Source organism: Burkholderia sp. BCC0097, from assembly GCF_902832985.1.
GTDB classification, from domain to species: Bacteria; Pseudomonadota; Gammaproteobacteria; order Burkholderiales; family Burkholderiaceae; genus Burkholderia; species Burkholderia orbicola.
This window is the reverse complement of sequence record NZ_CADFDM010000004.1, coordinates 251,909-276,686: the sequence shown is the minus strand read 5'-3', so window position 1 is coordinate 276,686 and position 24,778 is coordinate 251,909. Positions and strand designations below refer to the sequence as shown.

The 24,778-nt window shown below is 66.3% G+C and carries 27 protein-coding genes; 13 read left to right on the top strand and 14 right to left on the bottom strand.

Features of this window, described 5'->3' with window-relative positions:
• Positions 1–72 precede the first annotated feature (72 nt).
• The 7 genes from HWX07_RS14975 to HWX07_RS14945 all read right to left on the bottom strand — a co-directional run bounded on the left by HWX07_RS14975 (position 73) and on the right by HWX07_RS14945 (position 10,631).
• The gene (locus HWX07_RS14975; protein ID WP_175876731.1) at positions 73–3,087 is read right to left on the bottom strand and encodes a hybrid sensor histidine kinase/response regulator; all 3,015 of its coding nucleotides are present in this window, start codon (positions 3,085–3,087) and stop codon (positions 73–75) included.
• Between the two features lie 81 nt (positions 3,088–3,168).
• Positions 3,169–3,828 carry a response regulator gene (locus tag HWX07_RS14970; protein WP_089468959.1) on the bottom strand — a complete coding sequence of 220 codons (660 nt, stop codon included), beginning with the start codon at positions 3,826–3,828 and terminating at the stop codon, positions 3,169–3,171.
• 331 nt (positions 3,829–4,159) lie between these two features.
• Positions 4,160–4,348, bottom strand: a complete 189-nt coding sequence (locus HWX07_RS14965; protein ID WP_175877105.1) for a hypothetical protein — start codon at positions 4,346–4,348, stop codon at positions 4,160–4,162.
• 121 nt (positions 4,349–4,469) lie between these two features.
• Positions 4,470–7,553 (bottom strand): ATP-binding protein, encoded by a 3,084-nt coding sequence (locus HWX07_RS14960; protein ID WP_175876730.1) that lies wholly within the window; start codon positions 7,551–7,553, stop codon positions 4,470–4,472.
• 391 nt (positions 7,554–7,944) lie between these two features.
• On the bottom strand, positions 7,945–8,973 hold the full coding sequence (locus HWX07_RS14955; protein WP_175876729.1) for a hypothetical protein: 1,029 nt from the start codon (positions 8,971–8,973) through the stop codon (positions 7,945–7,947).
• Between the two features lie 121 nt (positions 8,974–9,094).
• A complete protein-coding gene (locus HWX07_RS14950; protein WP_011545763.1) occupies positions 9,095–9,922 on the bottom strand; it encodes a hypothetical protein in 828 nt (275 codons plus the stop codon).
• Between the two features lie 121 nt (positions 9,923–10,043).
• Entirely contained in the window at positions 10,044–10,631 is a 588-nt protein-coding gene (locus HWX07_RS14945; RefSeq protein ID WP_175876728.1) for an SEL1-like repeat protein, read from the bottom strand.
• Between the two features lie 363 nt (positions 10,632–10,994).
• On the opposite strand from HWX07_RS14945, the gene HWX07_RS14940 reads away from it, so the two are divergent.
• From HWX07_RS14940 to atsR, 3 genes are all read left to right on the top strand, one after another.
• Positions 10,995–11,876 (top strand): helix-turn-helix domain-containing protein, encoded by an 882-nt coding sequence (locus tag HWX07_RS14940; protein WP_175876727.1) that lies wholly within the window; start codon positions 10,995–10,997, stop codon positions 11,874–11,876.
• Positions 11,877–11,940: 64 nt separating this feature from the next.
• Entirely contained in the window at positions 11,941–12,444 is a 504-nt protein-coding gene (locus HWX07_RS14935) for a molybdopterin-dependent oxidoreductase (RefSeq protein ID WP_027806411.1), read from the top strand.
• Between the two features lies 1 nt (position 12,445).
• Positions 12,446–14,266, top strand: coding sequence for a hybrid sensor histidine kinase/response regulator AtsR (gene atsR, locus HWX07_RS14930; RefSeq protein ID WP_175876726.1), 1,821 nt, complete (start codon positions 12,446–12,448; stop codon positions 14,264–14,266).
• A gap of 57 nt (positions 14,267–14,323) precedes the next feature.
• Here the strand turns inward: atsR and HWX07_RS14925 are convergent, their stop codons facing one another.
• Entirely contained in the window at positions 14,324–14,743 is a 420-nt protein-coding gene (locus tag HWX07_RS14925; protein WP_011548430.1) for a secondary thiamine-phosphate synthase enzyme YjbQ, read from the bottom strand.
• Between the two features lie 10 nt (positions 14,744–14,753).
• The gene (locus HWX07_RS14920) at positions 14,754–15,080 is read right to left on the bottom strand and encodes a thioredoxin family protein (protein WP_006485487.1); all 327 of its coding nucleotides are present in this window, start codon (positions 15,078–15,080) and stop codon (positions 14,754–14,756) included.
• A 235-nt stretch (positions 15,081–15,315) separates the two neighbouring features.
• On the opposite strand from HWX07_RS14920, the gene HWX07_RS14915 reads away from it, so the two are divergent.
• From HWX07_RS14915 to HWX07_RS14885, 7 genes are all read left to right on the top strand, one after another.
• Positions 15,316–16,020 (top strand): flavin reductase family protein, encoded by a 705-nt coding sequence (locus HWX07_RS14915; protein WP_175876725.1) that lies wholly within the window; start codon positions 15,316–15,318, stop codon positions 16,018–16,020.
• A complete protein-coding gene (locus tag HWX07_RS14910; protein ID WP_244129991.1) occupies positions 16,017–16,181 on the top strand; it encodes a hypothetical protein in 165 nt (54 codons plus the stop codon). The genes HWX07_RS14915 and HWX07_RS14910 overlap by 4 nt, the downstream gene beginning before the upstream one ends.
• 53 nt (positions 16,182–16,234) lie before the next feature.
• Positions 16,235–16,567 carry a DUF2322 family protein gene (locus HWX07_RS14905; RefSeq protein WP_175876724.1) on the top strand — a complete coding sequence of 111 codons (333 nt, stop codon included), beginning with the start codon at positions 16,235–16,237 and terminating at the stop codon, positions 16,565–16,567.
• A gap of 111 nt (positions 16,568–16,678) precedes the next feature.
• Positions 16,679–17,548 carry a hypothetical protein gene (locus HWX07_RS14900; RefSeq protein ID WP_175876723.1) on the top strand — a complete coding sequence of 290 codons (870 nt, stop codon included), beginning with the start codon at positions 16,679–16,681 and terminating at the stop codon, positions 17,546–17,548.
• Positions 17,549–17,690: 142 nt separating this feature from the next.
• The gene (locus HWX07_RS14895) at positions 17,691–18,323 is read left to right on the top strand and encodes a LysE family translocator (protein WP_175876722.1); all 633 of its coding nucleotides are present in this window, start codon (positions 17,691–17,693) and stop codon (positions 18,321–18,323) included.
• A 278-nt stretch (positions 18,324–18,601) separates the two neighbouring features.
• On the top strand, positions 18,602–18,880 hold the full coding sequence (locus HWX07_RS14890) for a type II toxin-antitoxin system RelE/ParE family toxin (protein WP_308054887.1): 279 nt from the start codon (positions 18,602–18,604) through the stop codon (positions 18,878–18,880).
• Positions 18,867–19,154 carry a helix-turn-helix transcriptional regulator gene (locus tag HWX07_RS14885; RefSeq protein ID WP_012338842.1) on the top strand — a complete coding sequence of 96 codons (288 nt, stop codon included), beginning with the start codon at positions 18,867–18,869 and terminating at the stop codon, positions 19,152–19,154. Before HWX07_RS14890 ends, HWX07_RS14885 begins: the two co-directional genes overlap by 14 nt.
• A gap of 82 nt (positions 19,155–19,236) precedes the next feature.
• Here the strand turns inward: HWX07_RS14885 and HWX07_RS14880 are convergent, their stop codons facing one another.
• Entirely contained in the window at positions 19,237–19,806 is a 570-nt protein-coding gene (locus tag HWX07_RS14880; RefSeq protein ID WP_011548437.1) for a hypothetical protein, read from the bottom strand.
• 226 nt (positions 19,807–20,032) lie between these two features.
• Positions 20,033–20,491 carry an Lrp/AsnC family transcriptional regulator gene (locus HWX07_RS14875; RefSeq protein WP_006486309.1) on the bottom strand — a complete coding sequence of 153 codons (459 nt, stop codon included), beginning with the start codon at positions 20,489–20,491 and terminating at the stop codon, positions 20,033–20,035.
• Positions 20,492–20,616: 125 nt separating this feature from the next.
• Between HWX07_RS14875 and HWX07_RS14870 the strand changes: the two genes are divergently transcribed.
• From HWX07_RS14870 to surE, 3 genes are all read left to right on the top strand, one after another.
• On the top strand, positions 20,617–21,351 hold the full coding sequence (locus HWX07_RS14870; RefSeq protein WP_175876720.1) for an AzlC family ABC transporter permease: 735 nt from the start codon (positions 20,617–20,619) through the stop codon (positions 21,349–21,351).
• Entirely contained in the window at positions 21,344–21,652 is a 309-nt protein-coding gene (locus tag HWX07_RS14865; protein WP_124700045.1) for an AzlD family protein, read from the top strand. The genes HWX07_RS14870 and HWX07_RS14865 overlap by 8 nt, the downstream gene beginning before the upstream one ends.
• Before the next feature lie 191 nt (positions 21,653–21,843).
• The gene (gene surE / locus HWX07_RS14860; RefSeq protein ID WP_124550044.1) at positions 21,844–22,623 is read left to right on the top strand and encodes a 5'/3'-nucleotidase SurE; all 780 of its coding nucleotides are present in this window, start codon (positions 21,844–21,846) and stop codon (positions 22,621–22,623) included.
• 87 nt (positions 22,624–22,710) lie between these two features.
• Here the strand turns inward: surE and HWX07_RS14855 are convergent, their stop codons facing one another.
• From HWX07_RS14855 to HWX07_RS14845, 3 genes are all read right to left on the bottom strand, one after another.
• Entirely contained in the window at positions 22,711–23,532 is an 822-nt protein-coding gene (locus HWX07_RS14855; RefSeq protein ID WP_175876719.1) for an SDR family oxidoreductase, read from the bottom strand.
• Between the two features lie 191 nt (positions 23,533–23,723).
• Positions 23,724–24,104 (bottom strand): hypothetical protein, encoded by a 381-nt coding sequence (locus HWX07_RS14850; RefSeq protein WP_175876718.1) that lies wholly within the window; start codon positions 24,102–24,104, stop codon positions 23,724–23,726.
• A 60-nt stretch (positions 24,105–24,164) separates the two neighbouring features.
• Positions 24,165–24,632, bottom strand: coding sequence for a cupin domain-containing protein (locus tag HWX07_RS14845; protein ID WP_175876717.1), 468 nt, complete (start codon positions 24,630–24,632; stop codon positions 24,165–24,167).
• Between the last annotated feature and the right edge of the window lie 146 nt (positions 24,633–24,778).

Sequence of the window (24,778 nt, the reverse complement as noted above, 5' to 3'; positions counted from 1 at the left end):
GTCGGCACCGCATGAACCTTGTCAATCGGATCGCGACGTTTGGCCGCGTGGCCAGATGCGACGCCAGGCGGCTCAGGTGCCGGACAACCTCGAAAGCGCGGCCTCGACAACTGCTCGTATCGCCAGCCACTCGGGCTTCAGCGCATCGACGCCGCCTTCGGCGAGCGTGCGTTCGCCTCGCGCGCACGCATCGGTTGCCTGCGCATTGCCGGCCAGCGCGAAACCGCCGCGCATCGAATGCAGCTCAATCCTGACGGGCTCGGCGTCGTCGCGCGACAGCGCTTCGTCGATCGCCGTCAACGAACGCACCGTCGCACTACGCAGCTTTTCACGCATTTCGTCGGTGATCGCCGGAGGCCGACGATCACCGGAATCGACGGCGGCGGAGCCGGCCACGGCACCGCATCGTCCGTGCCGCCGCAACACCGTGTCGAGCGCATCGATCGACAGCGGCTTGAGCACGACCTCCACCGCGCCGACCTGCGTGCAGCGACGGTAGTCCTCCTCGGTTGCATGAGCGGTCATCATGATCACCGGCACGCGCGCTCCCTGCTCGCGCAAGAAGTTCGCCAGCGCGAACCCGTCGAGCTCCGGCATGCCGAGATCGGTCAGCACGACGTCGAACGGATGCGAAAAATACGCACGCATCGCCTCGATGCCGTTCGCGACGATCGTCGCGTCGTAGTGCAGTGCATCGAGTTGATCGCGCAGCAACGCGCGGCTCGCCGGGTGATCTTCCGCCACGAGTACACGCAATGGCGCTTCGTCTTCGTGCGGCCGCGCCGGCGCGATCGGCGCGTCGGCGTGCGGTTGGTCGAGCGCTACCCGCCAGTCGGCAGGCGCGGCGGGCAGCGGGAACATGGCCGTGATTGTCGTACCTTCGCCCGGCTGGCTCTCGACAGCCAGATCGCCATGCATCAGCCGGACGATCCGGTGGCACAGCGGCAAACCCAGCCCGGTACCGCCGAAGCGGCGATAGATCGACGCATCCGTCTGGATGTAGACGTCGAACAGCGATGGCAGGCTGCGGGCAGGAATGCCGATTCCGGTATCCCGCACCGCGATCTCGAGACTGCGCGCCGCCCCTTCGCCCGATGCCGGCCGCGCATCGATGCTTACGCCGCCGCGCTCCGTGAACTTGATTGCATTGCTGACGAGATTCGATACGAGCTGGCGCAGCCGGGTCGGATCGCCGATGTAGCCGTCGGCCAACTCTGGCGCGATCCGGCAGTCGAGCGCCAGATGCTTCGCCTCCGCGAGCGGGCGGAAGATCGCCGCGACGTCGTGCAGCACCGCACGCAAATCGAACGGCATGGCCTCCAGTACCATCTGGTTGGATTCGGCCTTCGACAGGTCGAGCACGTCGTTGATCACGCGCAGCAGCGCATCCGACGACGACATCACCGTTTGCAGACGCCGCCGCTCGTCGACCGGCAACGTCGCGCGCGTCATCAATTCGAGATTGCCGACGATCGCGTTCAGCGGCGTACGAATCTCGTGGCTCATCGTCGCGAGGAAGGTCGACTTCGCCTTGTTCGCATCGTCCGCGGCTTCCCGCGCCTCGCGCAGCTTGTCCTCGGCCTGCTTGCGCGCGGTGATGTCGGTCAGCGTGCAGAGCAGCACATCGACGCCGCGATAGCGCGTACGGACGATATGCACGGCGAGATAGGTCGTGCCGCCGTCGGCCCGCTCGACCGGCACCTCGTGCGTGACGACGCGCCGCGCTTTCCCGCTCGCCATGCTGTCGTGGTAGGCCTGCCAGATACGCTTGCCGAGCGACGGCGCCGGACCGGTGTCGCCGTAGACCTGTGCGGCGTCGTTGCGCACCATGGTTTCGCCGTTGGCCAGCGACAGCAACATGAGGCCGGCCGGCGCCGTGCGAATGAGCGTGCGGTTCAGCGCCTCGCTTTCGATCAGGCGGATCGCGCGGCGATTGGCGGGGCGCAGCGCGCGCCGATCGAACATGATGATCGCTAACCATACCGTGGCGATCGCGAGCAGCGCGAGAGCGACCGCAATACCCAGGCGGACGGCCACATCGTCAAACAGGCTACGCCACGAAATCGTCGCCGTCAGCACTTCGCGGAACCCCGGCATCGGGTCGCCGATCACGATGTTCATGCCGACGCGATGGGCCGCGGCGCGTTCGCCATGCGCCGTACGCGTAAAGTCGAGCGCCCGGGCAGTCAGCATGGGATCGGCCGCGCGACCGGTCAGCACCTGCGCGTTGGGGCTGACCAGCGCGTAGTCCTTGCCCGCCGACGAGGAACGGAGAAAATCGTCGACCGCCGGCCGCGTGACCACGACGAACCAGGCGATCGGCTTGCCCTGCCCATCGCGCACCGCCTGCACGAACCGCAGCACCGAGCGTCCGGTCAACGGATCCTCACGGCGATCAAGGAGAATCTTCCGGTAATCCGGCGCAGCCGCCGCCGACACGAAATCGCGCGACGGTTGCAACTGCCGGACCAATGCCTTGATGTCGAAACCGGCCGGAAGCGCCCGCGCCTGCTTGACCAGCGGATAGCCGGTCACAACGACGAAATTGCCGTCCGGATCGACCAGATACCCGCCCATCCCCGGGTCGCCGGGCTGCTGTATCGGCATGCTGCCGGTGAACTCGACCTGCGCCAGCAGCTTGCCGAGCAAGGGTGCGTAGGCGCTCACCGGTTGCGACGATGGCGCGACCGCGAACGCGGCAAACGCCACACGCCCTGCCTGGCCCGCTGCGACCAATCTGCCGCGATCGTCGACGAACCGCCCGAGCGTAGCGGGCGATGCAGTCGGACCTTGCCGCGCGATCAGTTCGAGGTTCTCGACGTAGCGATTCTGGAGCGCCCTGACCACCTCCATCTCCGCCAACAGATCGGCCTTGCGCACCAGGAAGTCCGAGCGGAACTGCACAACCGATTCCTGCAGGTCGATTCGCGCAACCAGCGCGGTGCAGACCAGTACGAACACCGTGATCACCACGCCGCTTCCGTACAGCAGCCATTGCTGCTGGCGTCGCACGCGCCCTGGCTCGAACGGCTTGCGGCCCGCCGCGGCGGTGGCGTGCGCGATCACCGTTTTCAGTTTGCCGGGCATACGTATCGTCGAAGTTGCGTCGGTGCCGGCACGGCATCACATGCCGTCCGGGTCGCTCGGTGCTGCCCGCCGGTTGCCCGTCTAGGCATCGGTCGCCGGCAATTCGGGCAACTGGCCTTCGCTCGCGTACCGAATCAGGTCCGCATCACGGACGATGCCGAGCTTCTTCATCGCGCTCGATTTTTGCGAACTGATCGTCTGCTTGCTCCGGTGCAGCTGCACCGCGATCTCGCCGACCGTCAGGCCAGCCCCGTACAGCCGCACGACTTCGATCTCGCGGGCAGTCAGCGTACGGATACCTGCGGACGGCTGACACTCCTCCAGCAGCTTCTTGACGAACGGAGACAGATAGTTCGCTCCGACGAACGCCGCATGAACCGCGCCGACCAGGTGCGAAATCGCATCGGACTTGCTCAAGATGCATCCCACGCCCTGCTTCTGGATCGCAAGCAGCACGCTCGGGTTGTCGATCATCGTGATCGTCACGAGGCGCAGCGCGGGATAGCGGCGTTGCAGGAACGACAGTAACGACAGGCCGTCGCCGTACTTGCCGCCGGGCATCACGTAATCGACCACGAGCACGTCGCTCTGCTGTTCATCGAGCATCGCCACCAGGTCGGTCGAATTGGAGACGGTACCCAGCAGCTTGATCGTGCTGCTGCCCGCGAGCGCCTGCGACATCCCGAGTGCGGACGAAGGATGATCGTCCGCGACCATCACTCGCACAAAAAATTCATCCATCTCTGTTCTTCTCCCGATACACGCGGCCTAACGTGCCATGTTGTGCGACGCGCCATGATTCGAATCCAGCCTGCAACACGGTCGCGTCGCAACGTTCGGCGAACCGGGCGGTGCGCAGCGTAATTTTAAGATAATAGCCGGGTTCCGCTTCGCGGCGGTGCAATGCGGCATGGCGGCCTGCGCCTGCACCGACCCGATGCGACCTCGGCCTCGCCGCGCACGGCGTTGTTGCTGCATGAACCTGCATTGATCCGACGCCCGCACGCAACCGATCGGCGGCGCCCCCACGCCGTCGATCCATTGCGTCCCGCAGGGCGGCCCAGGCCGCCGTCTAACGCTTGACCGCGGATGGATCGGATTCGCCCGATCCGTCATCCGCGGCGTGCTGCCACTCGGTGATGATCCTCCGCTTCTGCGACGGCGACATCATCATGAATTCGTTCAGCTTCGTGAGGAAATCCCGTCTGGATTTCTCCGGCAGCGTCGCAAATCCGAGCAGCAACCCGAACACCTTTCCCATATAGCGCACGGCCTTACCCTTCCTTCTTCAGTCGAAATCACGCGGCACCGAAGCGATGCGGCGTGTCTGCCTTCCCCGTTCCGACGCAGGCGATCTCCGCCGCGCCGACGTCGCTTCTTTTTTATCGTCCCGGCCAATGCGCCGCGGCGGCCGCCGTGACGCTCGCCCCCGGCCGCTCGTCCGCCGCACCGGCGGGAAACGTGATTCCGCGCCGCCGCGCGATGCGTGCCAGACCGCGGCGCAGGTCGGCCAGCGTCACCGGCTTGGTCAGCACGCATTCGACGTTCGATGCCGTGTAACGCCGGGCGTCGTCGGGCGCGAGATGCGACGCGACGACGATCATCTCGCATGGCAGCGCACGCGCGTGGACGGCCTCCGCCAGCTCGCGCGCCGACATGTCGTGCAGGTCGGCACCCAGCAGCAGCACATCCCATGCGCCGCCAGCAAGCGTGTCGAGCGCCGCGCCACCGGACGACACGCACCGGACCGTGCAGCCAAGCACGTCGAGTTGCTCGCGGAAAATCGATCCGTTGACCGCCGCGTCGTCGGCGATCAGCACGCGTGGCACACGCGCGCTGGAAGCCGGCAGCGCCGGCCGGGCGGCATCGGCGGCGCGGCCCCGCCCGCGCCGCAATTCGGCCGTGGCGACGCGGGCTTGCTCGATCGCCGTGCGCAATCCGTTCAGCGAATAGCTCGACACACGGATCGTGCGGCCCGCGACGTCAGGCTGCATCGGGCCGTCCGGCGTGGCCAGTACGACCGGCGCCCCACCGCCTAGACTGTCGAGCTCCTCGCGCCGCCATTGATCGGAATCGCCGAAGAGCACGATCGCGTGAGCGCGCGCGAGGCACCCGGCGGCAATCCCGATCGGACTCGGATGCATCGCGACGTCGAAGCCCCATGCACGCAGATGCGGAAACGCGAACGCGCGCCATGCGTCCTCCGGCGACACGACGATCAGTGTCTTGCCGGCGCCCGCCCCCGCGCCGGCCGGACATTTCGGTGCGATGCTCATGCGCAACGGGAGGCGAATGGTGAACAGGCTGCCGATGCCCGGCGCGCTATCGACCGCGATCGCCCCGCCCATCGCCGCGACCAGCCGATCGCACAGCGCGAGGCCAAGCCCCGTGCCGCCGTACCGCCGCGTAATCGACGCGTCGACCTGCGAAAACGGCTTGAACAGCCTCGCGCGTTGCGCAGGGTCGATTCCGATGCCGGTATCCTCGATGCCGATCGCGAGCTCGGGCGCACCGCGCGGGCTTCGTCCCACCGCCACGCGCGCGACGATGCGCCCTTCGCTCGTGAACTTGATCGCGTTGCTCAACAGGTTGCCGACCACCTGCGCGAGCCGTGTCGGGTCGCCGCGCATGCGCTGGGTGCCGCTTGCGTCGATATCGGCGAACAGCGGCAACCCTTTCGCCTTCGCGACCGGCGCGAATGCCGCGAGCTCACGCTCGATCACTGCAATCACGTCGAACTCGATCGACTCGACCGACATCGCGCCGGCTTCGATCTTCGAGAAATCGAGAATGTCGCTGACGATCGCGAGCAGCCCTTCGGCCGACACGCGCAGCGTCTGCACGCGGCTCTGCTGCGACGCATCGAGCGCCGTGCGTTCGAGCAGTTCGAGATTGCCGAGGATCACGTTCAGCGGCGTGCGGATCTCGTGGCTCGTCGCGGCAAGAAACGACGACTTCGCCGCATTCGCCGAATCGGCCGCGCGCACCGCTTCCTCGAGCTGGTGCACGAGACGGCGCTGCGCGCTCGTATCGGCGAACGCGGCGATCAGCACGTCCTCGCCCTCGTAACGCGCGCTGTGCGCGATGACCTCCAGATGCAGCGGCGCATCGCCGTGTGCATCGAGTACGCACTCGGTCGTCATCGTCCGCCCTGCCCCGCCGTCCGCGACGAACGAGTCGTACTTCTCGAGCACCTGCGCGGACAGCGCATGATGATCGCCGCCGTGCGGCAGCAACATCTGCGTCAGCGCGTCACTCGCGAGCATCACCCGCCGGTCGGACAGCGACACGAGGCCGATACCGACCGGCGCCATCGCGATCACGCTGCGGCACAGCGCCTCGCTGTCGAACACGCGCGCCGAGCGCGCGTAGACCGGCACGAGCACGCGCCGGTGGAATCGCACGAGCAGCAGCCACATCACGACGATCGTGACGAGCGTCGTCGCCGCCAGCGATCCGGCCTGCACGCCGATACCGGCTGCCACGTCGGCCCAGGAGAGCGCATACGCGATCGTCCAGCCCGTCGCCGCGAGCTTGCTGCGGAACACGATCGCACCGTCGCGAAAGAGCGGCTCGCCGGATGCACGATCGTCGTGTACGACGTCGAGGTTCAACAAGCGCTCGCTCAGCGCGTGGGTGCGCTCGACCCCGGGATCGATCGCAATGAGCCGGTTGTCCGCGGACGTAATGAAGAACACGCCGGCCTGCGTGCGCTCGGGCAGCCATGACAGCAGATATCCGGGCGCGTATTCGGTGACCAGCACCGCGAACGGCTGGCCGTCGGACCGGGCCTCGGCGGCGAGCCGGATGCGCGCCTGCCCCGTGACCGGATTGAGATAAGGGGGCAGCCAATGGACATTCGGCCGGCCGTCGTTCGGCGCCGGCGGCCGGTCGTCGAAATCCACGTGCAGCGCATCGAACACCTTCGCGCGCGCGTCGGCCGACGCGAGCGCCGGGTTGTCGCGCGACAGGTGGGGCACGAGCCCGAACATCCCGGTTCGCGTGCTGTAGTGGTAACCCTCGAGCGTGCGCCCGCGATTGATCGAACTCGCCGCACAGATGCGGGACAGCAGGAACGAGAGCGCAAGGTAACGCCCGACCTCGGTGCGTTGCGCGGTTTGCCCCGGCACGCCGACCACGAGCGATGGATACGGGGTGATTGCAAGCTGCTGGCCGTTATCGAAGAACGCCTTCGTGACATCCGCCGGCGCCGCGCCGAGTTCGCGCCAGATCAGTTGCGTATTCGCGACGCCGTTGCGGAACGACGTCTCGGCCACCTGCACCTGATCGACTGTTTCCTCCACCCCGTTCAGGAAATTGCGCCGCTCGCCGTCCAGATAGCCGTATACGATCGACGTGATCCCGAGCCCGCAGGCGATCAGAATCAGGACCGTGACGACGATGCCGCCGCCGAACATCGAGATGCTCTGGTAGCGGCGAATGGACTGGAGTGTGCTGTATGGCATGGCTCGACGTGACGGCGCCCGGGGATGCGGACATGCGGCAGATTCACTGCCGGACCGGGCGTCACGATGGGTACATTCGGGATAGCGATGTCCCGATCATGCCAAACGACTCTGCGAAAATCAGTCGTGTATTATCCTTTTAGTACACGTCCGATATTATTGGAATGTGATTTTGAACTTGAACGAGAGTTCATCGCGGAATCGCGTCGGTGGACGGACCCGCTCCGACAGGCCGCGTCGTCGATTCGCGGCGAGCGGCCGCGCACATGAAATACCGCCGGCAAGCCGGCGGCAAAAGGCGCACCCACGGTGGACACAGCGCGCCTGAGGCACCCGATACGACGTGGGCGGTACGGAACCCATCCCGTGCCGCCGCGCCGAAAACACCCGCTCAGTTCTGCGTAAGCGGATTCAGCGTCGTGCACAGGAAGCCCGTGCAGTTCTTCGGCGTGAAATAGAACGACGCCATCACCGGCGGCACGGTGGTGCCGAGCGCGATGTCACTCAGATACGCGGCGCCTTGCGCGCCGAACGTGTTCGCCTGCTGCACGAAGTTCGCGCCGGTCGACTGGATCGCGGCCGATTGGTACGCGAAGGTCGGCGACTGCGTCTGGTCCTTCACGTAAATCCACGAGATCGTCGTGCCGAATGCCATCCCGCCCTTCGCGCGATAGCCCTTCGCCCCTTCGCTGTTGGCCTGTGCGATGAAGTCGCTAACGGTCGACGTCGGCGCCAGCGCGTCGTACGTATAGGTCGCGTTCGACGCGTTGTTCTTCATGTACACGTTCGCCTGCACGGCACCCACCGCCATCGGGCCAAGGAACCAGTAGCCCGACTGGCCCTGCCCGTTCGCCTGCGTGAGGAATGCGTTCGCATCGGCCGGCAGGCCCGTCGTCGTGTACGTGTAGGTGGCGGACGAGCCGCCATCCTTGCGATAGAGATCGCCGTACGTGAGCGGCCCTTCGTAGCGGTAGCCGCTCGCCCCTTGCGCGTTGGCCGCGTTGACGAAGGACGTCATGTCGGCCGGCGCGGTCTGCAGCTGGTACGTGTAGGTCTGCGCGGTGCCGTCGTTCACGAAGATCGACTGCGTTCCGCCATTGCCCGCAGTGTAGAAGTAGTCGCCCAGATAGCGATAGCCCTTCGCGCCTTCGTTGTTGACCAGCGTCAGGAAGCTCGCCTTGTCGGCCGCGACAGGCTGGGCTTCGTAGCGCCACGTCAGCGTGCCGCCGCCCGAGCCCCCCGAACCGCCCGAGCCGTTACCGCCGGAACCCGTTCCGCCCGAACCGGTGCCGCCCGTCCCGCCGCTGCCGCCGTTGTTGCTCGTGCCCGATCCGCCTGATGCAGCGGGCGAGGAATTATCGTCGCCGCCGCAAGCGGTCAGCGCGAGGCAGGTCAATGCGATCAGTGCAACGGCTTTCATCGGGATCACCTTCTGAACGAACAGGACGAACGAAGCCGGCACGCGCGGATCACGCCGCACGCACCGATCATCAAGAATCAGGAATTAACAAGCGGCCGGCAGCCCCGCCGGCCCGGCAACATCAGTTCACCTGCAGCTGGCCACCGCGGCCCAGCCCGCCCTTCACGTCCTGAGCCTTGTAGCTGCGCAGCGCGACGACCATCTTGTTGTACGCGTCGATGAACGCGACGACCGTCGCCTTGCCTTCCGGCGTCGACGAGAAGCCCGCCAGCGCGCCGCCCACCCCGCCGCCGAAGCCGCCCAGCGCCGCGCCGTAGTTGGTCGCCGTCGAGCTGCCTTCCGACGCCGCGATCTGCACCGCCGAGCGCACGTCGAACAGCGTCAGCGTCACCACCGACGCCTTCGTCTGCAGGTGGCCCGCCACCGCCGCCACCGCGCTGTTGCCGATCAGCCCGCCGATCATGCTGCCGATCCCGCCGATCGGCGAATCGTTGATCACGATCTGCGGCTCCATGTAGTAGTCGGCCGCGACACGCTGGCCCTTCTGCTGCTTCGAGCCCGCGCGGTATTCGCCCGAGTTGCGCTGCAGCTGCGTGATGCGCGACAGGCGCGCGTCGCTCTTCTGGTTGCCGATCGACGTGATCACGAAACAGTTCGACTGCTGCACGGCCAGCCGCAGCAGCGGATCGATGCTCGTCACCTTGGTGGCGCTGCCGAACTGGCCCCACCAGTCGGCGTTGCGGCCGTCGTCGACCGCGATCGTGCCGAGCGGCGACGTGCAGCGCTGCAGTTGCGAATCGGCGCCGGCGCTCGCGCCGCCTGCCGCCGCGCCCGTCACGCCAGCGTTCTGGCCGCCGGGCGTCACCACGCCGCCGCAGCCCGCGACGGACGCGCCAAGCGCTGCCACCAGCGCACCTTGAGTGAGACGTTGGGAAAGGTTGGTCTTCATGTCGTTGTCGATCGATTAGAGTCGTTGTTCGGCTTATGTGTCCGTGCGAACTTCGATAAGCCCCCCGGCGTGGCGCGCGATGGTGGTCTCCCCGCGGCTGCCCCCGTTGCGCGATGCCCGGTCAGTAGTACCAGTACGTCTGCTGCCAGACGCCGTAGTACGGATAGCCCGAGTACCAGTACCCGTAATAGGTGTCACGCCACTGCGTGCGCCATTTCCAGTCTTCTTCGTCTTCTTTCTTCGCCTTGCGCGCGAGCTCGAGCAGCTTTTTCGATTCCTTGTCGCCGCGCCCCGCCGCGATCGACAGCCACTTCTCCGCTTCGCGCGCATCCGAGCCCATTTCCTCGAGGCCGAACAGGTAGAAACTGCCGAGCGCCTTCTGTGCGTTCAGGTCGCCGCGCTCGGCGGCCTCGCGCATCCACTTGAGGGCCTGGTAGCTGTCCTGACGCACGCCGTCGCCGCGGAAATAGCGCAGGCCGAGGTCGTAGGCGGCCTTCGGCTGGGTTTTAGCGGTTTGCTTGAGCGCGGCGATGCGCGGATCGTCCCGGTCTTCCGCATCGTCCCTTTTTTGATAGGAGACCTGATCTTTAGGGCGATCGGAACATCCTGTGTCGTCGCAGATCCGTACCGTGCCGGCGGTGACCGACGGATCCTGCGCGCACGCGGCCAACAGCAACAGCAGCCCCGGTGCGAGTAAACGGCGATACATGGGTACTTTCCTCAAGTTTTATTGGCGCCGCAATTCTTCGAGCTATCCCACCCCGTGAGCTCGTACCTGGTTGCGCGCGGCGCAGCGGATACAATTCCATCCGCCAACGCCGACACGCAGTCCTAGGCTCTCTCAGGTTCTCTCTTCGAATCGTTCCGTCACTATTTCATTGCTGCCGATTTTCGCTGCCCGACCGGGGCCAGCAACGATCTCCAAACATGACGCAACAAACAATAGTGACGTGGTGAGCAATAATAATGGAGAAAAACGGCATGTCAAGGCCCTTGGCGTGTTTGAAGTTTGCGTGACACGTCAGTTTTGATATGCTCTCCCTCGCCAAAAACCCCTGGAGACCCCATCGAGATGTCCACCACCGAGCAGGCCAACGTCGATCTCATCACCGCCAACAAGGTGCGCGATCTCCTGAACCGGAACGGCATTCCGCCGCGAAGTCACAACACGACGATCGCGAACGTGCTCGGCCTGAGCTTCTCGGTCGTCACGCGCAAGATGAAGGGCCTGATCCCGTGGAACCTGTCGCAGTTGCAGGACATCGCGACGCACTTCGGCGTGCCGCCCGCGATCCTGCTCGACGACAAGGGCACGCAGCCGGCCGCGGCCGAGATGATCGACGCGACGTTCGTGATCGAGTCGAAGCGCCTGCGCTGCCGCGCCGCGATCTCGACGAAGGCCACCAGCCAGATCGAAACGGATTTCGTCGCGCTGCAGTGGCAGGGCGAATGGATCGTCACCGAGCGCGAGCACGCGCGCGAGGGTCGCACGTATCCGGTCGACGTGATCGAGCTGCGCTCGGCACAGCCGAACGTGTATGCAGCGCGCATCGCCGTGGTCGACGATTCGCACGACGTCGCCGAAACGGTCTGTGAATATTTCATCGAGAAAGGTGTGAACGCGATTCCGTACTTCGACGGCGCGAGCTTCCGCAAGGCGCTGGAAGTCGAGGATTTCGACGGCTACATCCTCGACTGGATGCTCGGCGACCAGACGGCCGCCGAACTCGTGCGCGGCATCCGCTCGAGCGAGAACAGCGGCGCGCCGATCTTCCTGCTGACCGGCAAGATCTCGACCGGCGAAGCGAGCGAGGACGAAATCGCGCACATCGTGTCGCACTACAACGCGCGCTGCGAAGAAAAGCCGGTGCGCCTGCCGATCCTGTTCGCGGAAGTCGCCCGTGAACTGAAACTCACGCCGCCGGCGGCGGCGACGGCGGCGGCGACGAACTGAAAACCCGGAGCCGGGCACCGGGAACGAAGACCCGCCACACGAACCACCAGACCGAGGGAAAGACATGCGCGTTTCAACCATCTGGATCAAAAGCCTGCTGACGGCCTGCCTGCTCGGGATGACCGTCGCGGCGTGGGCCGCGTCGTCGTTCACGTTCACCGTCGACGGCAAGATCAGCAAGAGCAACCAGCAGGGGAAGATGACCTACGTCTTTTCCGAACAGGCGCTGATGGCGCTGCCGCAGCATACGATCGTCACGTCGACGAGCTGGACGCCGAAAGCGACCTTCACCGGGCCGCGCCTGTCCGACGTGCTGAAGACGGTCGGCGCGCACGGCACGCAGATCGAATTCCGCTGCATCGACGAATACACGTTCACGATTCCCGTGTCCGATGCCGCCAGGTACGGCGTGATCCTCGCGCGGACGATGAACGGCAAGGTGCTCGGCAACGACAACTACGGCCCGCTGTGGATCATGTATCCGCGCGACCAGTATCCCGACGAGCTGAAGACGCCGCTCGGCGAAGCGAAGTTCGCGTGGCAGATCATCGGTCTGACCGTGAAGTGACATGACGCGGCGGCGATGGAAAAATAGAAAAATCATCCTGGTCCTCGGCTCGCTGTGGATCATGGGGTTCGCCGCGTGGGCGTTCCTGCTGTGGGATCTCCTCGCTACCTCGGTCAACGAGGGCGTGCTCGAGGGGCCGCGCGAAAGCGTGTTCTGGACCGCCGCGCAATACCGCAACGTCTATACGCGCTTCGACCGGCAACTGATTCTCTACGCGACGCACGAGGACGACGATTTCGATCACGTGCAGATGCAGCTCGACAGCCTGTCGGTGTCGTTCGGGTTCCTGCAGCGGCCGTCGGAGGTGTCCCAATACTGGCTGCGCATCCCGCGCGCGCGCAACGAGATCGACGCGCTCGGCGAATTCATGACGCGCCTGAAGCGCGAGGTGCCGCTACTGCGCGACTCGCCGAAGCAGGCGCGTCAGGTGATCGACGAAGTCAATGCGTACTGGCCGAAGGTCAACGGCCTCGCGAACTACTTCCGCGCGATCGAAATGGCGCAGCGCGATTTCACGTTCCATCAATTGAAGGACAAGCAGCGCGCGATCCTGATCCTCGGCATCGTGCTCGGCGTGATCCTGTGCGCGCTGTTCCTGCTGCTGTTCTATACGATGCGCACGCGCGACGATCTGCTGGAGCGGCAAAACGCGGCGCTCGATGCGGAACGCAAGGCGTCCGACCGCGCGTTCGAGATGATCGAGGCGAAGAACGCGTTCCTCGGGATGGTCAGCCACGAGCTGCGTACGCCGCTGCAGGCGATCTGCGGATCGATCGAGATCCTGCTCGCGCGCCCGCAGTCCGACGCGAACCTGAAGACGATCCGGCGGCTGCAGAATTCCGCGCTGTCGCTGGAGGCGCTCGTCAAGGACCTCACCGACTACATCAAGCTGCGCTCGACGAAGCGCGTCGCCGAACTCGATACCGTCGGCATCGCGCCGCTGCTTGCCGAGGCGCTCGAGCCGCTGCGCGAGAGGATCGCGACGAAACGGATCACGGTCACGCAGCACGTCGAGCCGCCCGGCCTCGCGATCCGTTCCGATCGCAAGCTGCTGCGACAGGTGCTGTCGAACCTGATCGAGAACTCGGTCAAGTACACGACCGGCGGCTCGATCACGGTGGCGATCACGCTCGCCGACGCGCCGGCCGGCCAGCAGGTGAGGATCGCCGTACGCGACACCGGCGCGGGCATCGCGAAGCAGCATCTGTCGAAGATCTTCGAGCCGTTCTATCGCGCGAACGACGCGGTCGGGCTGCACGTGGACGGGATCGGCATGGGGCTCGCGGTCGTGCGCGAAATCGTGACGACGCTGCGCGGGCATGTGGACGTGCGCAGCGTGGTCGGTGAAGGCAGCGAGTTCGTCGTGACGCTGCCCGTCGAAGTGCCCGCCGTCGACACGGCCGGCACCGCGGCTGGCGACGTGCCCGCGCTGCCGGCCGTACCGGCGCACCGCGGCCGGCACGCGCTGGTGGTCGACGACAACGACAACGCGCGCGAAACGCTCGGCGCGATGCTGTCGGCGCTCGGCCTCGAGGCGGATCAGTGCAGCACCGGACAGGAAGGCGTCGCGCGCTTCGGTACGGGCCGCTACGATCTCGTCGTACTCGATCTCGAACTGCCGGACCTGAGCGGATTCGACGTGGCGCGGCGCATTCGCGCGATGGCGCAACCCGACGACGACGGCCGGCATCCGGCGATCCTCGGCGTCAGCGCGTATGAATCGGCCGCACTGCGCGAGAACCAGCGGGTATTCGACGCGTTCCTGCCGAAGCCGGTTCACCTGCGCGAGCTCGGCGCGCTCGTCGAGAAGCTGCTCGCCTGAGCCGCGCGGCAGCGCGGCGTCATGCGCTTCCGCCCGCTCGCCCGCTCGTCTGCTCGCTTATTCGCCGATCAGATGCAGCACGATGTCGCGCCGGTGCGCCGCGCGGCGATGCTCGAACACATAAATCCCCTGCCACGTGCCGAGCACCATGCGTCCGTGCTCGACCGGAATCGATAACTGCACCTGCGTGAGCGCCGTGCGCAGATGCGCGGGCATGTCGTCGGCGCCTTCGGTGTCGTGTTCATAGCGCGTGTCATCCTCGGGCGCGAGTGTCGCGAAATAGCGTTCGATATCGCGCTGCACCGACGGGTCCGCATTCTCCTGGATCAGCAGCGACGCCGACGTATGGCGGCAGAACACGGTGAGCAGGCCGGTGCGGATCGCCTGCTGGTCGACGAACGCGCGCACCTGCGGCGTGACTTCGACGAGCCCGCTGCCGCGCGTATCGACACCGACGTGCGTAATCGCCTGTTGCATCGCCATGACCTCAGGCCAGCGCGGCGAAGCCGTCGGCTTCGATCTGTTTCGCATCGGCGGGGCGCACGACGCGCGCGACTTCGACCCCATCGCGCAGGAAGACCAGCGTCGGCCACAGCTTCACGCCGAACGAGCGACCGAGCGGACGGCCGGGGCCGTCCTCGATCTTCAGGTGCCGCACGGCAGGATGTGCGGAGAACGACGCCGTGATCGCGGGCTGCGCGCCTGCGCAGATCCCGCACCAGTTCGCGCCGAATTCGATGACGGTAGCGCCGCCCAGTGCGTCGACTTCCGCGCGGGTCGGCGCGTTGGCGGTATAGCGTTGCTCGGTGTCCATCAGGCCCTCGTGTGCGTTGGCGGAACGTGACTGCACGCGCCAGCGTGATGCGCGGATGCAGCCTTCGATTTCTTACTGTAGCGGAAAAGGCCGGGCGCTGCCGGCTCGGCTCGGCCCGGCGCGGCGCCAGCCCCCTTTTTGTGCGCCTTTCAGAATGACACGACAAGATTCGGAGCGCCGCGCCGCCGCGACTGGATCAGCATGGGAACCGATCCCGTCAACGAAGGACTCGACCATGAATGCGCCGCATTGCGTCACCGAACTGAACATTCTGTACTTCGGCACGCCCGTCGTGCTGGTCAGCACGCTGAACGAAAACGGCACGGCCAATCTCGCGCCGATCTCGTCGGCGTTCTGGCTCGGCTGGCGCGGCGTGATCGGCATCGCCGCCAGCTCGCAGACCACCCGCAACCTGCTGCGCACCGGCGAGTGCGTGCTGAACCTGCCGTCGTCGGCGCAGGCCGACGCGGTCGACCGGATCGCGCGCACGACCGGCACGTACCCGGTGCCCGACGGCAAGCGCGCGAAAGGCTACGTATTCGAGCCCGACAAGTTCGGCACGGCCGGGCTCACCGAAGCCGCGTCGCACACCGTCGCGCCGCCGCGTGCGCTCGAATGTCCGGTGCATATGGAGGCGGTCGTCGCGGCCACGCACGGCATCGGCGACGACCTGCCCGACCTGCGCGGCCGCATCCGCGTGTTCGAGGTGCGCATCCAACGCGTGCACGCGCATCCCGACCTGCTGATGGACGGTCATCCGGATCGCATCGATCCGGACAAGTGGTCGCCGCTGATCATGAGTTTCCAGAAGTTCTACGGGCTGGCGCCGCAGCAAGTGCATGCGTCGCGGCTCGCCGAGATTCCCGAGCGGGCGTATCGCAGCCCCGACATCGAGCGCTCGCGCGAGGCGGGCATGCTGACCGGTACCGGACGGTCATGACGCCGCACGCGGCGTCGCCGATGAACGTGACCCGGATGATCGGCGCGGTATTCGGCGTTGCGATGCTGACGGGCAGCACGCTGCAGCTCGCGGGCGCGGCGCTCGCGTGGCGCACGGCCGGCACCGGCACGCGGGCCGGTGCGCCTAAGCCGATCGGATAAGATACGGCCGGCCACGCACCTTGGCCCATGACCGAACCGACGGAGTGTTTTCAGTGATTCAACCGACCGAAGTATTCAAGGACAACCTCGCGCAACTGCCGGCCATCGACGGCATCGCGCGCATCGATCTCATCGGCGCGAACGGCGACGTGGTCGCGACCATCGAGAACCAGCCGGGCAAGCAGGGCTCGCTCGCGGTGTACCACTATCTGAAGCAGGCGTTCGGCACGCTCGACGCGAAAGCGGCCGAGCACGGCCTCGCGGTGTTCGCCGAACATACGGCCGACGCGCGCAATCGCCCGGGCGCGCACCCGAACGTCGATCGTCTGCTGGCGATCGTCGCGGGCGGCGAAGCGCTGCGCATCGACGTGGTCGCGAAGGGCTGAGTCGGCGGCGAAACGCGCGCGCATGCCGCCGGGCGATGCGCGCGACTGTGACAGACGGGCGAAAAAAGGCGATTGCCACGCCCGTCCCACTTTCCCCCGGAGACAGCCTGCGTGTTTCTTTCCGTTGCCTCACCGCTCACCCGCCATCTTGCTTCGATCATCTCGATCGCGATATTTGCCGGCACCCCGTTCGGCGCCACGGCATCGGCCGAGCCGCTGCGCACGGGCTCCGATATCGCCGGGGCATCGCTCGTGCCGCTCGGCACGCTGCCGCACTCGCCTGAAAGCGGTTCGCTCGATCCGTTCTGCACGCAATATCGCGCGAAAACGACCACGGCGGCCGGCCGCGAAGTCGCGCGGCGCAACTGGATCGTGACGTCCGAGGCACCGCTCGGGCGCTACACGGTCGTGACCTTCGCGAGCGGATTCAACGCCGGCACGAGCGCGATCTGCTTCGCGCGCAACGGCAATATCGGCGTATTCGACGACACGACGCTCGTCGCGCTCGGCTATACGGCACGCAAGGCGGGCTGGCAGCTCGGCACGGTCGATCGCATGGAAAACGGCGCGCTGCTCGTGTGGGGCGGCAACGGCCCCGGCGCACCCGTCGGTGAACTGCATGAAGCAAGCGGCGGCCTGCGGCTGACCCGCGTCGCCGCCGAGCGCACGTTCTGCGACGGCCGCGCGGTCGTGCCGAACGTGTATGCCAAGCCGCTCGACGTGGCGCGCAAGATACTGATCGCGCATGGCTGGCAGCCGCTGCGACCGCGCGAGAAGCCGGATGCCATGGACGGGGCGGCAACGCTCGCGAAGCACGGCATCGTCGAAGCCGAAGCATGTTCGGGCACCGGCGTCGGATATTGCGCGCTGCGCTACCGGAACGCGGCCGGCGTGCTGGGCGTGACGACGGTGGGCGGCGAACCGGATGAGCCGTCGGCCAACACCGTGATCGACTATCAGGTTGGCTGTCGCAAACAGTGAGCGGTGTGCAGGCCGCGCATGCGGCGATGCATGCGCACGCGATTCGTGCCGTCCGGCCATCGTCCGTTCGCTCGATTGACCGGCCTCGCGCGCCCTCCTACACTGAGTTCCCTTTTACGCCGCACCAGCAAAAGGGACTGCCATGATCGACCTCTCCACGCTCGCGCTGTTCTCCGGCGCGTGTCTCGCGCTGACCATCACGCCCGGCCCCGACATGTTGCTGATCGCCTCCCGCAGCGTGAGCCAGGGCCGGCGCGCCGGCTTCGCGACGCTCGCGGGCATTCAGGCCGGTACCTACTGTCACGCGCTCGCGGCCGCGTTCGGTCTGTCGCAGCTCTTCGTCGCGGTGCCGCTCGCGTATGACGTCGTGCGCTTCGCCGGCGCCGCGTATCTGCTGTATCTCGCCTGGAAAACGTTCCGTTCGGACGCGACCGCGCTGTCGCCCGTCGCGTCGCAACGTCGCCGCTCGACCGCGACGATCTTCCGCCAGGGGCTGACGACCAACCTGCTGAACCCGAAGATGGCGTTGTTCGTGCTCGCGCTGTTCCCGCAGTTCGTGCGGCCCGAACAGGGTTCGATCACCGTGCAGATTCTCGTGCTGGCGACGGTGCTCAACCTGATCGGGCTCGTCGCGAACGGCGCGGTGATTCTCTCCGCGAGCCGGCTGAGCCAGCGGATCGGCGCGCGCCGCCGACCGTCGAAGGTGCCGCAGTATCTGCTCGGGTCGGTGTTCGTGGGGTTGGCGGCGCGGCTCGCGGTGGCGGGGCGGAACTAACCCCGTCGCGATTTCTTGGCGCGCAGTCCACCCTGATACTCGGCCACACTGCTTTCCGGACCCGAATTTCCCGAGCGCATTCGGGTCCGCACATCCTCACCGATCTCTCCGACCGAAGAAGTACGGTCGCGCACTCCCCTCACTTCTGACCCGCCGCCTATGTCCGCTTCCGCGGTCGGTCATCGTTCTTGTATCGATATAACATATTTGTTACTATGCCGACTCATGGTTACGAGATCCAGTTCTTCAATGAGCGTGTAGCGAAAGGCGTAGCGTCGTTGCCGACGACGCTGCTTGCCCGGTACTTTGCACTCGCGGACCGCATGGAACGGTACGGCCCGCATCTGGGGGAACCGCACTCCCAATCGATGGGAAACGGCCTGTATGAGATGCGACTGAAGGGCGCGGACGGTATTGCGCGGGTGTTTTACTGGGCGATCGTCGAGCGGCGTATCGTCATGCTCCACTGTTTCGTGAAGAAAACGCCAAGGACGCCGCTGAAGGAACTGGAAATCGCGCGTCGTCGCTTGAAGGAGGTTCGAGATGGCAACGTATAAGGAACTACGTGAGCGGGCACTGGCCGATCCCGCGGTGCGCACGGAATACGAACGATTGAATCGCGAGGAATTCGCGCTGCTCGACGCGATGCTGGCTGCGCGCCGAGAAGCGGGCTTGTCGCAAGCCGACGTGGCGGCACGCATGGGCACGAAAGCACCCGCCATTACCCGACTCGAGCGCGCGCTCGCAACGGGGCAGCATTCCCCGTCCGTCGATACGCTGCGCAAGTATGCGGCGGCTTGCGGCAAGACGCTCGTGATCTCGTTCGCCTGAATCACGCGCGCTCAAAGCAGTCGGCCGTCCATGACGGATTCGATACCGGCATGACGCGCGAGGCGCCCAGGCGCAGAACCCTTCAGCGCGTCGCCCCCAGCGCCACGCGCAGCCGCTCCATCAACCGCGTGTAGTGCCGCAGCACGTCGTCCTTCGACACGACATTCGCGGTCGAGAAACGCTCGGACCACACCGGCTTCCATTCATACGAACCGTGCACGCTGCGATCGCCGTCGGGCGCCTGGATCAGCGAGCGGATCCGCGCGTCGCGGCCCGGCCCCGTATGCATCTCGAACAGCGCGTGGATGAACGTGTGATACGCGTCGTACACGTCGTCGTCGAACAGGTAGCGGTAGATGTGGAACGTGCGGTCGAGGTCGCGCTTCGCGCGGATCACGTCGTCCGGCGAGATGTCCTTCCAGTAGCCGATCCACGTGTAGAAGCACAGCAGCGCATTGAGCTGGGGCGCGACCGCGTCGTACAGCGCGAGCCGCTTCTCGATCAGCCGCTGGTTGGTCCACTGCACGAGCTCGAGCCGTTTCAGCCGGCGCGCGACGAGCCAGCCGAGACACGCGACCGACAACGGCGTCAGCACGCCGAGCACGAGCTTGACGATTTCCAGCGAATTCCACGGCGTATTGAATGGCTGCATGTAGGGCTCGACAGGAAGAAACGCATTCGCGCCGACGCGTAACCCCGGCGCGCTACGCAGCGCCGCTCGGCCGAGCGCGTCGACATTGACCGTTAGTTGCTTGCACATCGAACAGTGCGCGACCGCACCGGCAAACCATGCGATGTAGCGCACCGCATCAGTTTATCGGGCGATCGTCACCGCGGCATGACTGCTCGTCGACGCGCCGCCGCGCGGCCGCCCCGCTTCAGGTGGGTAGCGCCGACGTGAGCTTGACCTTCTGCATCGGAATGTCGGTCTTCACGCTGAGCACGCCGGGGATGCGCGTCAGGTATTCCATCTGGAAGCGCCGGTAATCGTCGATGTCGGCCGCGACGACGCGCAGCAGGAAATCGCAGTCGCCGGCCATCAGGTGGCATTCGACGACTTCCGGCATCTGCTGGACGGCCTCGGCGAAACGGTTCACCGATTCCGCGTCCTGCCCCTTCAGCCATACGCGCGTGAAGATCGTCAGCCCCTTGCCGACCTTCGCCGGATTCAGCACGGCCACGTATTTCTCGATCACGCCGGCTTCCTCGAGGAGCCGCACGCGCCGCAGGCACGGCGACGGCGACAGCCCGACCTCGTGCGCGAGCTCCACGTTCTGCATGCGGCCGTCGCGCTGCAGCGCGCTCAGGATCCGGCGGTCGATGGCGTCAAGTTTCATGTGGCATCCGATTCCAAAAAATTCGCGTATCACGCGTTCAATGCCAAATTCTGAGAAAAATCTGGCGACAACGCAACCCGATTCGAGTCAAAAAAGCAGACAATCCCTCCCCCGAAGGAGGAGTGATGAGCAGTAGCGTTTCAACGTCGTCCGGGCTTCGCGACAGGCCCGCCTATGTCGCCGAGATGGGTCGCGGTTTGCGCGCGGCGCTGCCCGTCATGCTGGGTTTCGTGCCATTCGCGCTGGTGCTGGGCGCGCAGGCCGCGCAGAAAGGGCTGAGCCTGTTCGAGGTGCCGATGATGACGGGCCTGAACTTCGGCGGCGGCTCCGAATTCGCGGCGATCCATCTGTGGACGTCGCCGCCGCACATCGCGCTGATCGTCGCGATGTCGTTCCTCGTGAATTCGCGCCACATCCTGATGGGCGCCGCGTTCGAGCCGTATATCCGCCGCCTGCCGCGCCGCCGCGCATTCGTCGCGCTGTTCTTCATGTGCGACGAGAGCTGGGCGATGTCGCTCGCCGACGCGCGCGAGCACTCGGCCACGCACATCAGCGTGCCCTATTACGCGGGCATCTGCATGGGGCTCTACCTGACGTGGATCTCGATGACGACGCTCGGCGCGGCGGTCGGCCCGACGATCGGCAACGTCGAACAGTACGGCTTCGACATGGCGTTCACGGCCGTGTTTCTGGTGCTCCTGCGGGGGATGTGGAAAGGCGTGCGCGCGAGCCGCCCCTGGTTCGTGAGCCTCGTCGTCGCGGCGGCTACCCATCTCGCGCTGCCCGGTGCGTGGTATGTCGCGGCCGGCGCCTGCGCGGGGCTGATCGCCGCGCTGCTGTGGGAGCCGCGCGATGCCTGAGCTTCCGGATTTCGGCACCGTCGCGACGATCGTGCTGATGGCGTCGACCACCTACCTGTCGCGCATCCTCGGCTACGTGCTGCTGCGCAACCGCACGCTGAGCCCGCGGATGGCGTCGGTGATGGAGAACGTGCCGGGCTGCGTGCTGATCTCGGTGATCGCGCCGGCCTTCGTGTCGACGCGCCCGGCCGACTTGCTGGCGCTCGCGGTCACGCTCATCGCAGCGACGCGCCTGTCGATCCTGCCGACGGTCATCGTCGGCGTCGTGTCGGCCGGCCTGCTGCGCTACCTGCTCGGCTGAACGGTTCCGGCCCGCCACGCTGGCACATCCATTTCACGACACGACGAACGGGCGCACGATGCGCCCGTTTTCACGTCCGCGCTGACCGGCGCCACGGGCGCGACACGACGATCCTCACGCCGGAGTGCTAGCCTTGTGGCTTGCGCCACGCCGCACTTCCCCGCTCATTGCCCTTCACGAGGATCGTCCCGATGCAAGCAACCCGCCCGCTGTTCGACCGTGTCCTGCTCACCAACGACGACGGATTCGATGCCCCCGGCCTCGACATACTCGAACAGGTCGCCACGCAACTCGCCCGCGAAGTGTGGATCGTGGCGCCGGCCGAAGACCAGAGCGGCACGTCGCATTCGCTGAGCCTGCACGAACCACTGCGCGTGCATCGCAAGGGCGAGCGCCGCTTCGCGGTGCGCGGCACGCCCGGCGATTGCGTCGCGATCGCGGTCAGCCATTTGATGAACGGCGCGCGGCCCGACGTCGTGCTGTCCGGCGTGAATCGCGGCGCGAACCTCGGCACCGAAACGGTGTTTTCCGGCACGGTCGGCGCGGCAATGACGAGCATGCTGGTCGGCGTGCCGGCCATCGCGCTGAGCCAGGCCTTCACCGATCGCAACGCGGTGCCGTGGGGCACCGCGCTCGCGCATGCGCCGGACGTCATCCGCCGGCTCGTCGCGGCCGGCTGGGACAGCGACGCGTGTCTCAACGTGAATTTCCCGCCGCGGCCGGCCGACGACGTGCGCGGCCTGAAGGTGACGAACCAGGGCGCCGGCACGCTGCAGGGTGTCGAGATCGTGTCGGGACGCGATCCGCGCGAGATCGACTATCACTGGCTGAAGCTTGCGCGTGCACCGCGCGACGACGATGCGGATTCGGAAACGGTCGCACTGGGCGAAGGGTATATCGCGGTCACGCCGCTGAAGTTCGAGCGCACGCACGAGCAGGCGCTCGCGCGGCTGCGATCGAACCTCGGCTGATCGATCGCGCGTACGAACGACCTCGGCGGTTGCGCAACACGCGATGCCTGCGCGCCGCCGCATCACTGCATTACCGCCTCAGCCGCCTCAGGTCAGATTCAACCCGCCGTCGAGCATCACGATCTCGCCCGTCACGTAATCGGACGCGACGAGCATCGCGACCGTCTGTGCGATATCGTCCGGCGTCGCCGCGCGACGCATCGGCGCGCGCTCGCGCCAGAGCTGCTGCGCGTCCGTCCAGTCGGCGGTCAGCGGCGTATCGACGAGCCCCGGCGCGACCGCATTGACGCGAATCGCCGGCGCGAGCGTGCGGGCGAGCAGCCGTGTCGTGTGATTGAGCGCGGCCTTCGCGGCCGCATACGGGATCGAAGCGCCCTTCGGCCGCACGCCGGCATGCGAGCTGACGTTCACGACGCACCCGGCCCGCCCGTGCGACGCCGCTTCGCGCAGCGCCGCCTCCGCTTCGGCCACCAGCCGGAACGGCGCGATCACGTTGATTTCATGCATTTCGCGCCACACGTCGGGCGTGGCGGCCGCGAGGTCGTCATGCGCAATCACGCGGCTGGCGCCCGCGTTGTTGACGAGCACGTCGAGCCGCCCGTGCACGGCGAGCGCATCGCGGATCAGCCGCACGCGCTCGGCATCGTCGGCGAGATCGGCCTGCACATATGCGCCGCCCAGTTCACGCGCCATCGCACGGCCGGTGTCGGCCGAGCTGCGCGAATGCAGGATCACCGCGTAGCCGTCGGCCGCGAGACGCCGTGCGACGGCCGCGCCGATCCCCGACGTCGAGCCGGTGACGAGCGCGACCGGCCGATGCACGCGCGACGCGCGCGGCTCGCCGGCGGTTTCGGTTTCAGGTGCCGTTTCGGCAATCGGGGCAGACATCGGCGGAAGCGGCGCGTCCATGGCGTGGAACCCTGTCAGTGGCGTTCCCGCATCATAAGCGCGACGGGGCACAGGATCGAAGCGCAATCGATCCGGCCCCTTCCTGCCTGCCGGCGGCGCTGCCCGGTGAATCGGGCGGCATCGCGCGTCGTCGAACTTCAACCTGCCGCAAGTCGTTCATCGGGTCGCCGCCCCGCTCGCACCAAGCGGATTCATCCTCCGGCTCGCTGCCAACGATGCATGAGCCAGAACACGAAGCCCGCCCCTGCCCCCAGGCCCACGAACGCCAAGCATCCCAACGCGACCGACAAGCCCTCCTTGAAAACGTCGTCATCCCAGATGACGGTGTAAATGAAATAGCTGGCAATCCACGTCAGCAACCCCGTGATGCTGCCGCACAGGCACGATGAAACGACGGAAACACGCCCGTATTTCGTGACCAGCAGATATAGCGGAATCGCAAACGCTGCCGTGCCGAAGTAGGCGATTGGAACGGAATATCTGAGCGAACCGGGATCGTCGGTCAAATACGACCACACCAGGCCGGGCACGAGGGCCGAGAGCGCAAACGCAAGAAAAGGAATCTGACGCATCGATGTAGGCAGACAGCCGCCGGCTGCAGCGATTCTCCGAAGATGCCGTGCAAGCGGCCGTCACGGCTGCCTGGGCAGTTCGACATAATCCTCGAGCTCGCCCGCGATATAAAGCCGCTTGCCGACGCGCGGGTATTCGCACACGTCATGTTCGAGCCGCTGCCCGCCGACGAGCAGCGCCAGCGGCGCATCGCCGGTGTTCTGCACCGTATGCGCTTCGCCGCCGCGCGGAAAGCCCAGAAAATCGCCGGGCCCGATTTCACTGGCGTGCTCGCCGATCGTCACCGTGCCGGTGCCGGACAGCACGTACACGAATTCCTCTTCGTACAGGTGACGGTGATATTCGGCCGATTCGTGGCCGGGCATCAGCGTGAGCAGATGAACGCCGAATTGCGTCAGGCCGGTCAGGTCGCTGAGCTGCCGCTTCAGACGCACGGCATTGGGATTGAGCGAATGCACCTCGCGCGACGGTTCCATCTTCGCGATATCGGCGGCCTTCAGCAGTTCCCGGGGAAAGGGAGTCGACATGGGGATCTCGCAAGCGTGAATGCTGCTGTTTTCTGTTGGACGCGATGCCGGCGCGGCCCGCGCAGCAGCTATTGTCCGATATTTTCACGCTTGCGGATGTGTCGCGAGCCCGCAGGCGCATCGCACATCATCGAACGCCATAAGGT

Coding starts and splice junctions, on each gene's coding strand:
- HWX07_RS14845 (WP_175876717.1), bottom strand. CDS start 24,632: ATGTCGACTCCCTTTCCCCGGGAACTGCTGAAGGCCGCCGATATCGCG.
- HWX07_RS14910 (WP_244129991.1), top strand. CDS start 16,017: ATGACGCCGCACGCGGCGTCGCCGATGAACGTGACCCGGATGATCGGC.
- HWX07_RS14970 (WP_089468959.1), bottom strand. CDS start 3,828: ATGGATGAATTTTTTGTGCGAGTGATGGTCGCGGACGATCATCCTTCG.
- HWX07_RS14885 (WP_012338842.1), top strand. CDS start 18,867: ATGGCAACGTATAAGGAACTACGTGAGCGGGCACTGGCCGATCCCGCG.
- HWX07_RS14870 (WP_175876720.1), top strand. CDS start 20,617: ATGAGCAGTAGCGTTTCAACGTCGTCCGGGCTTCGCGACAGGCCCGCC.
- HWX07_RS14975 (WP_175876731.1), bottom strand. CDS start 3,087: ATGCCCGGCAAACTGAAAACGGTGATCGCGCACGCCACCGCCGCGGCG.
- HWX07_RS14965 (WP_175877105.1), bottom strand. CDS start 4,348: ATGGGAAAGGTGTTCGGGTTGCTGCTCGGATTTGCGACGCTGCCGGAG.
- atsR (WP_175876726.1), top strand. CDS start 12,446: ATGACGCGGCGGCGATGGAAAAATAGAAAAATCATCCTGGTCCTCGGC.
- HWX07_RS14960 (WP_175876730.1), bottom strand. CDS start 7,553: ATGCCATACAGCACACTCCAGTCCATTCGCCGCTACCAGAGCATCTCG.
- HWX07_RS14915 (WP_175876725.1), top strand. CDS start 15,316: ATGAATGCGCCGCATTGCGTCACCGAACTGAACATTCTGTACTTCGGC.
- HWX07_RS14895 (WP_175876722.1), top strand. CDS start 17,691: ATGATCGACCTCTCCACGCTCGCGCTGTTCTCCGGCGCGTGTCTCGCG.
- HWX07_RS14940 (WP_175876727.1), top strand. CDS start 10,995: ATGTCCACCACCGAGCAGGCCAACGTCGATCTCATCACCGCCAACAAG.
- HWX07_RS14950 (WP_011545763.1), bottom strand. CDS start 9,922: ATGAAGACCAACCTTTCCCAACGTCTCACTCAAGGTGCGCTGGTGGCA.
- HWX07_RS14850 (WP_175876718.1), bottom strand. CDS start 24,104: ATGCGTCAGATTCCTTTTCTTGCGTTTGCGCTCTCGGCCCTCGTGCCC.
- HWX07_RS14875 (WP_006486309.1), bottom strand. CDS start 20,491: ATGAAACTTGACGCCATCGACCGCCGGATCCTGAGCGCGCTGCAGCGC.
- surE (WP_124550044.1), top strand. CDS start 21,844: ATGCAAGCAACCCGCCCGCTGTTCGACCGTGTCCTGCTCACCAACGAC.
- HWX07_RS14945 (WP_175876728.1), bottom strand. CDS start 10,631: ATGTATCGCCGTTTACTCGCACCGGGGCTGCTGTTGCTGTTGGCCGCG.
- HWX07_RS14880 (WP_011548437.1), bottom strand. CDS start 19,806: ATGCAGCCATTCAATACGCCGTGGAATTCGCTGGAAATCGTCAAGCTC.
- HWX07_RS14925 (WP_011548430.1), bottom strand. CDS start 14,743: ATGCAACAGGCGATTACGCACGTCGGTGTCGATACGCGCGGCAGCGGG.
- HWX07_RS14955 (WP_175876729.1), bottom strand. CDS start 8,973: ATGAAAGCCGTTGCACTGATCGCATTGACCTGCCTCGCGCTGACCGCT.
- HWX07_RS14935 (WP_027806411.1), top strand. CDS start 11,941: ATGCGCGTTTCAACCATCTGGATCAAAAGCCTGCTGACGGCCTGCCTG.
- HWX07_RS14865 (WP_124700045.1), top strand. CDS start 21,344: ATGCCTGAGCTTCCGGATTTCGGCACCGTCGCGACGATCGTGCTGATG.
- HWX07_RS14920 (WP_006485487.1), bottom strand. CDS start 15,080: ATGGACACCGAGCAACGCTATACCGCCAACGCGCCGACCCGCGCGGAA.
- HWX07_RS14855 (WP_175876719.1), bottom strand. CDS start 23,532: ATGGACGCGCCGCTTCCGCCGATGTCTGCCCCGATTGCCGAAACGGCA.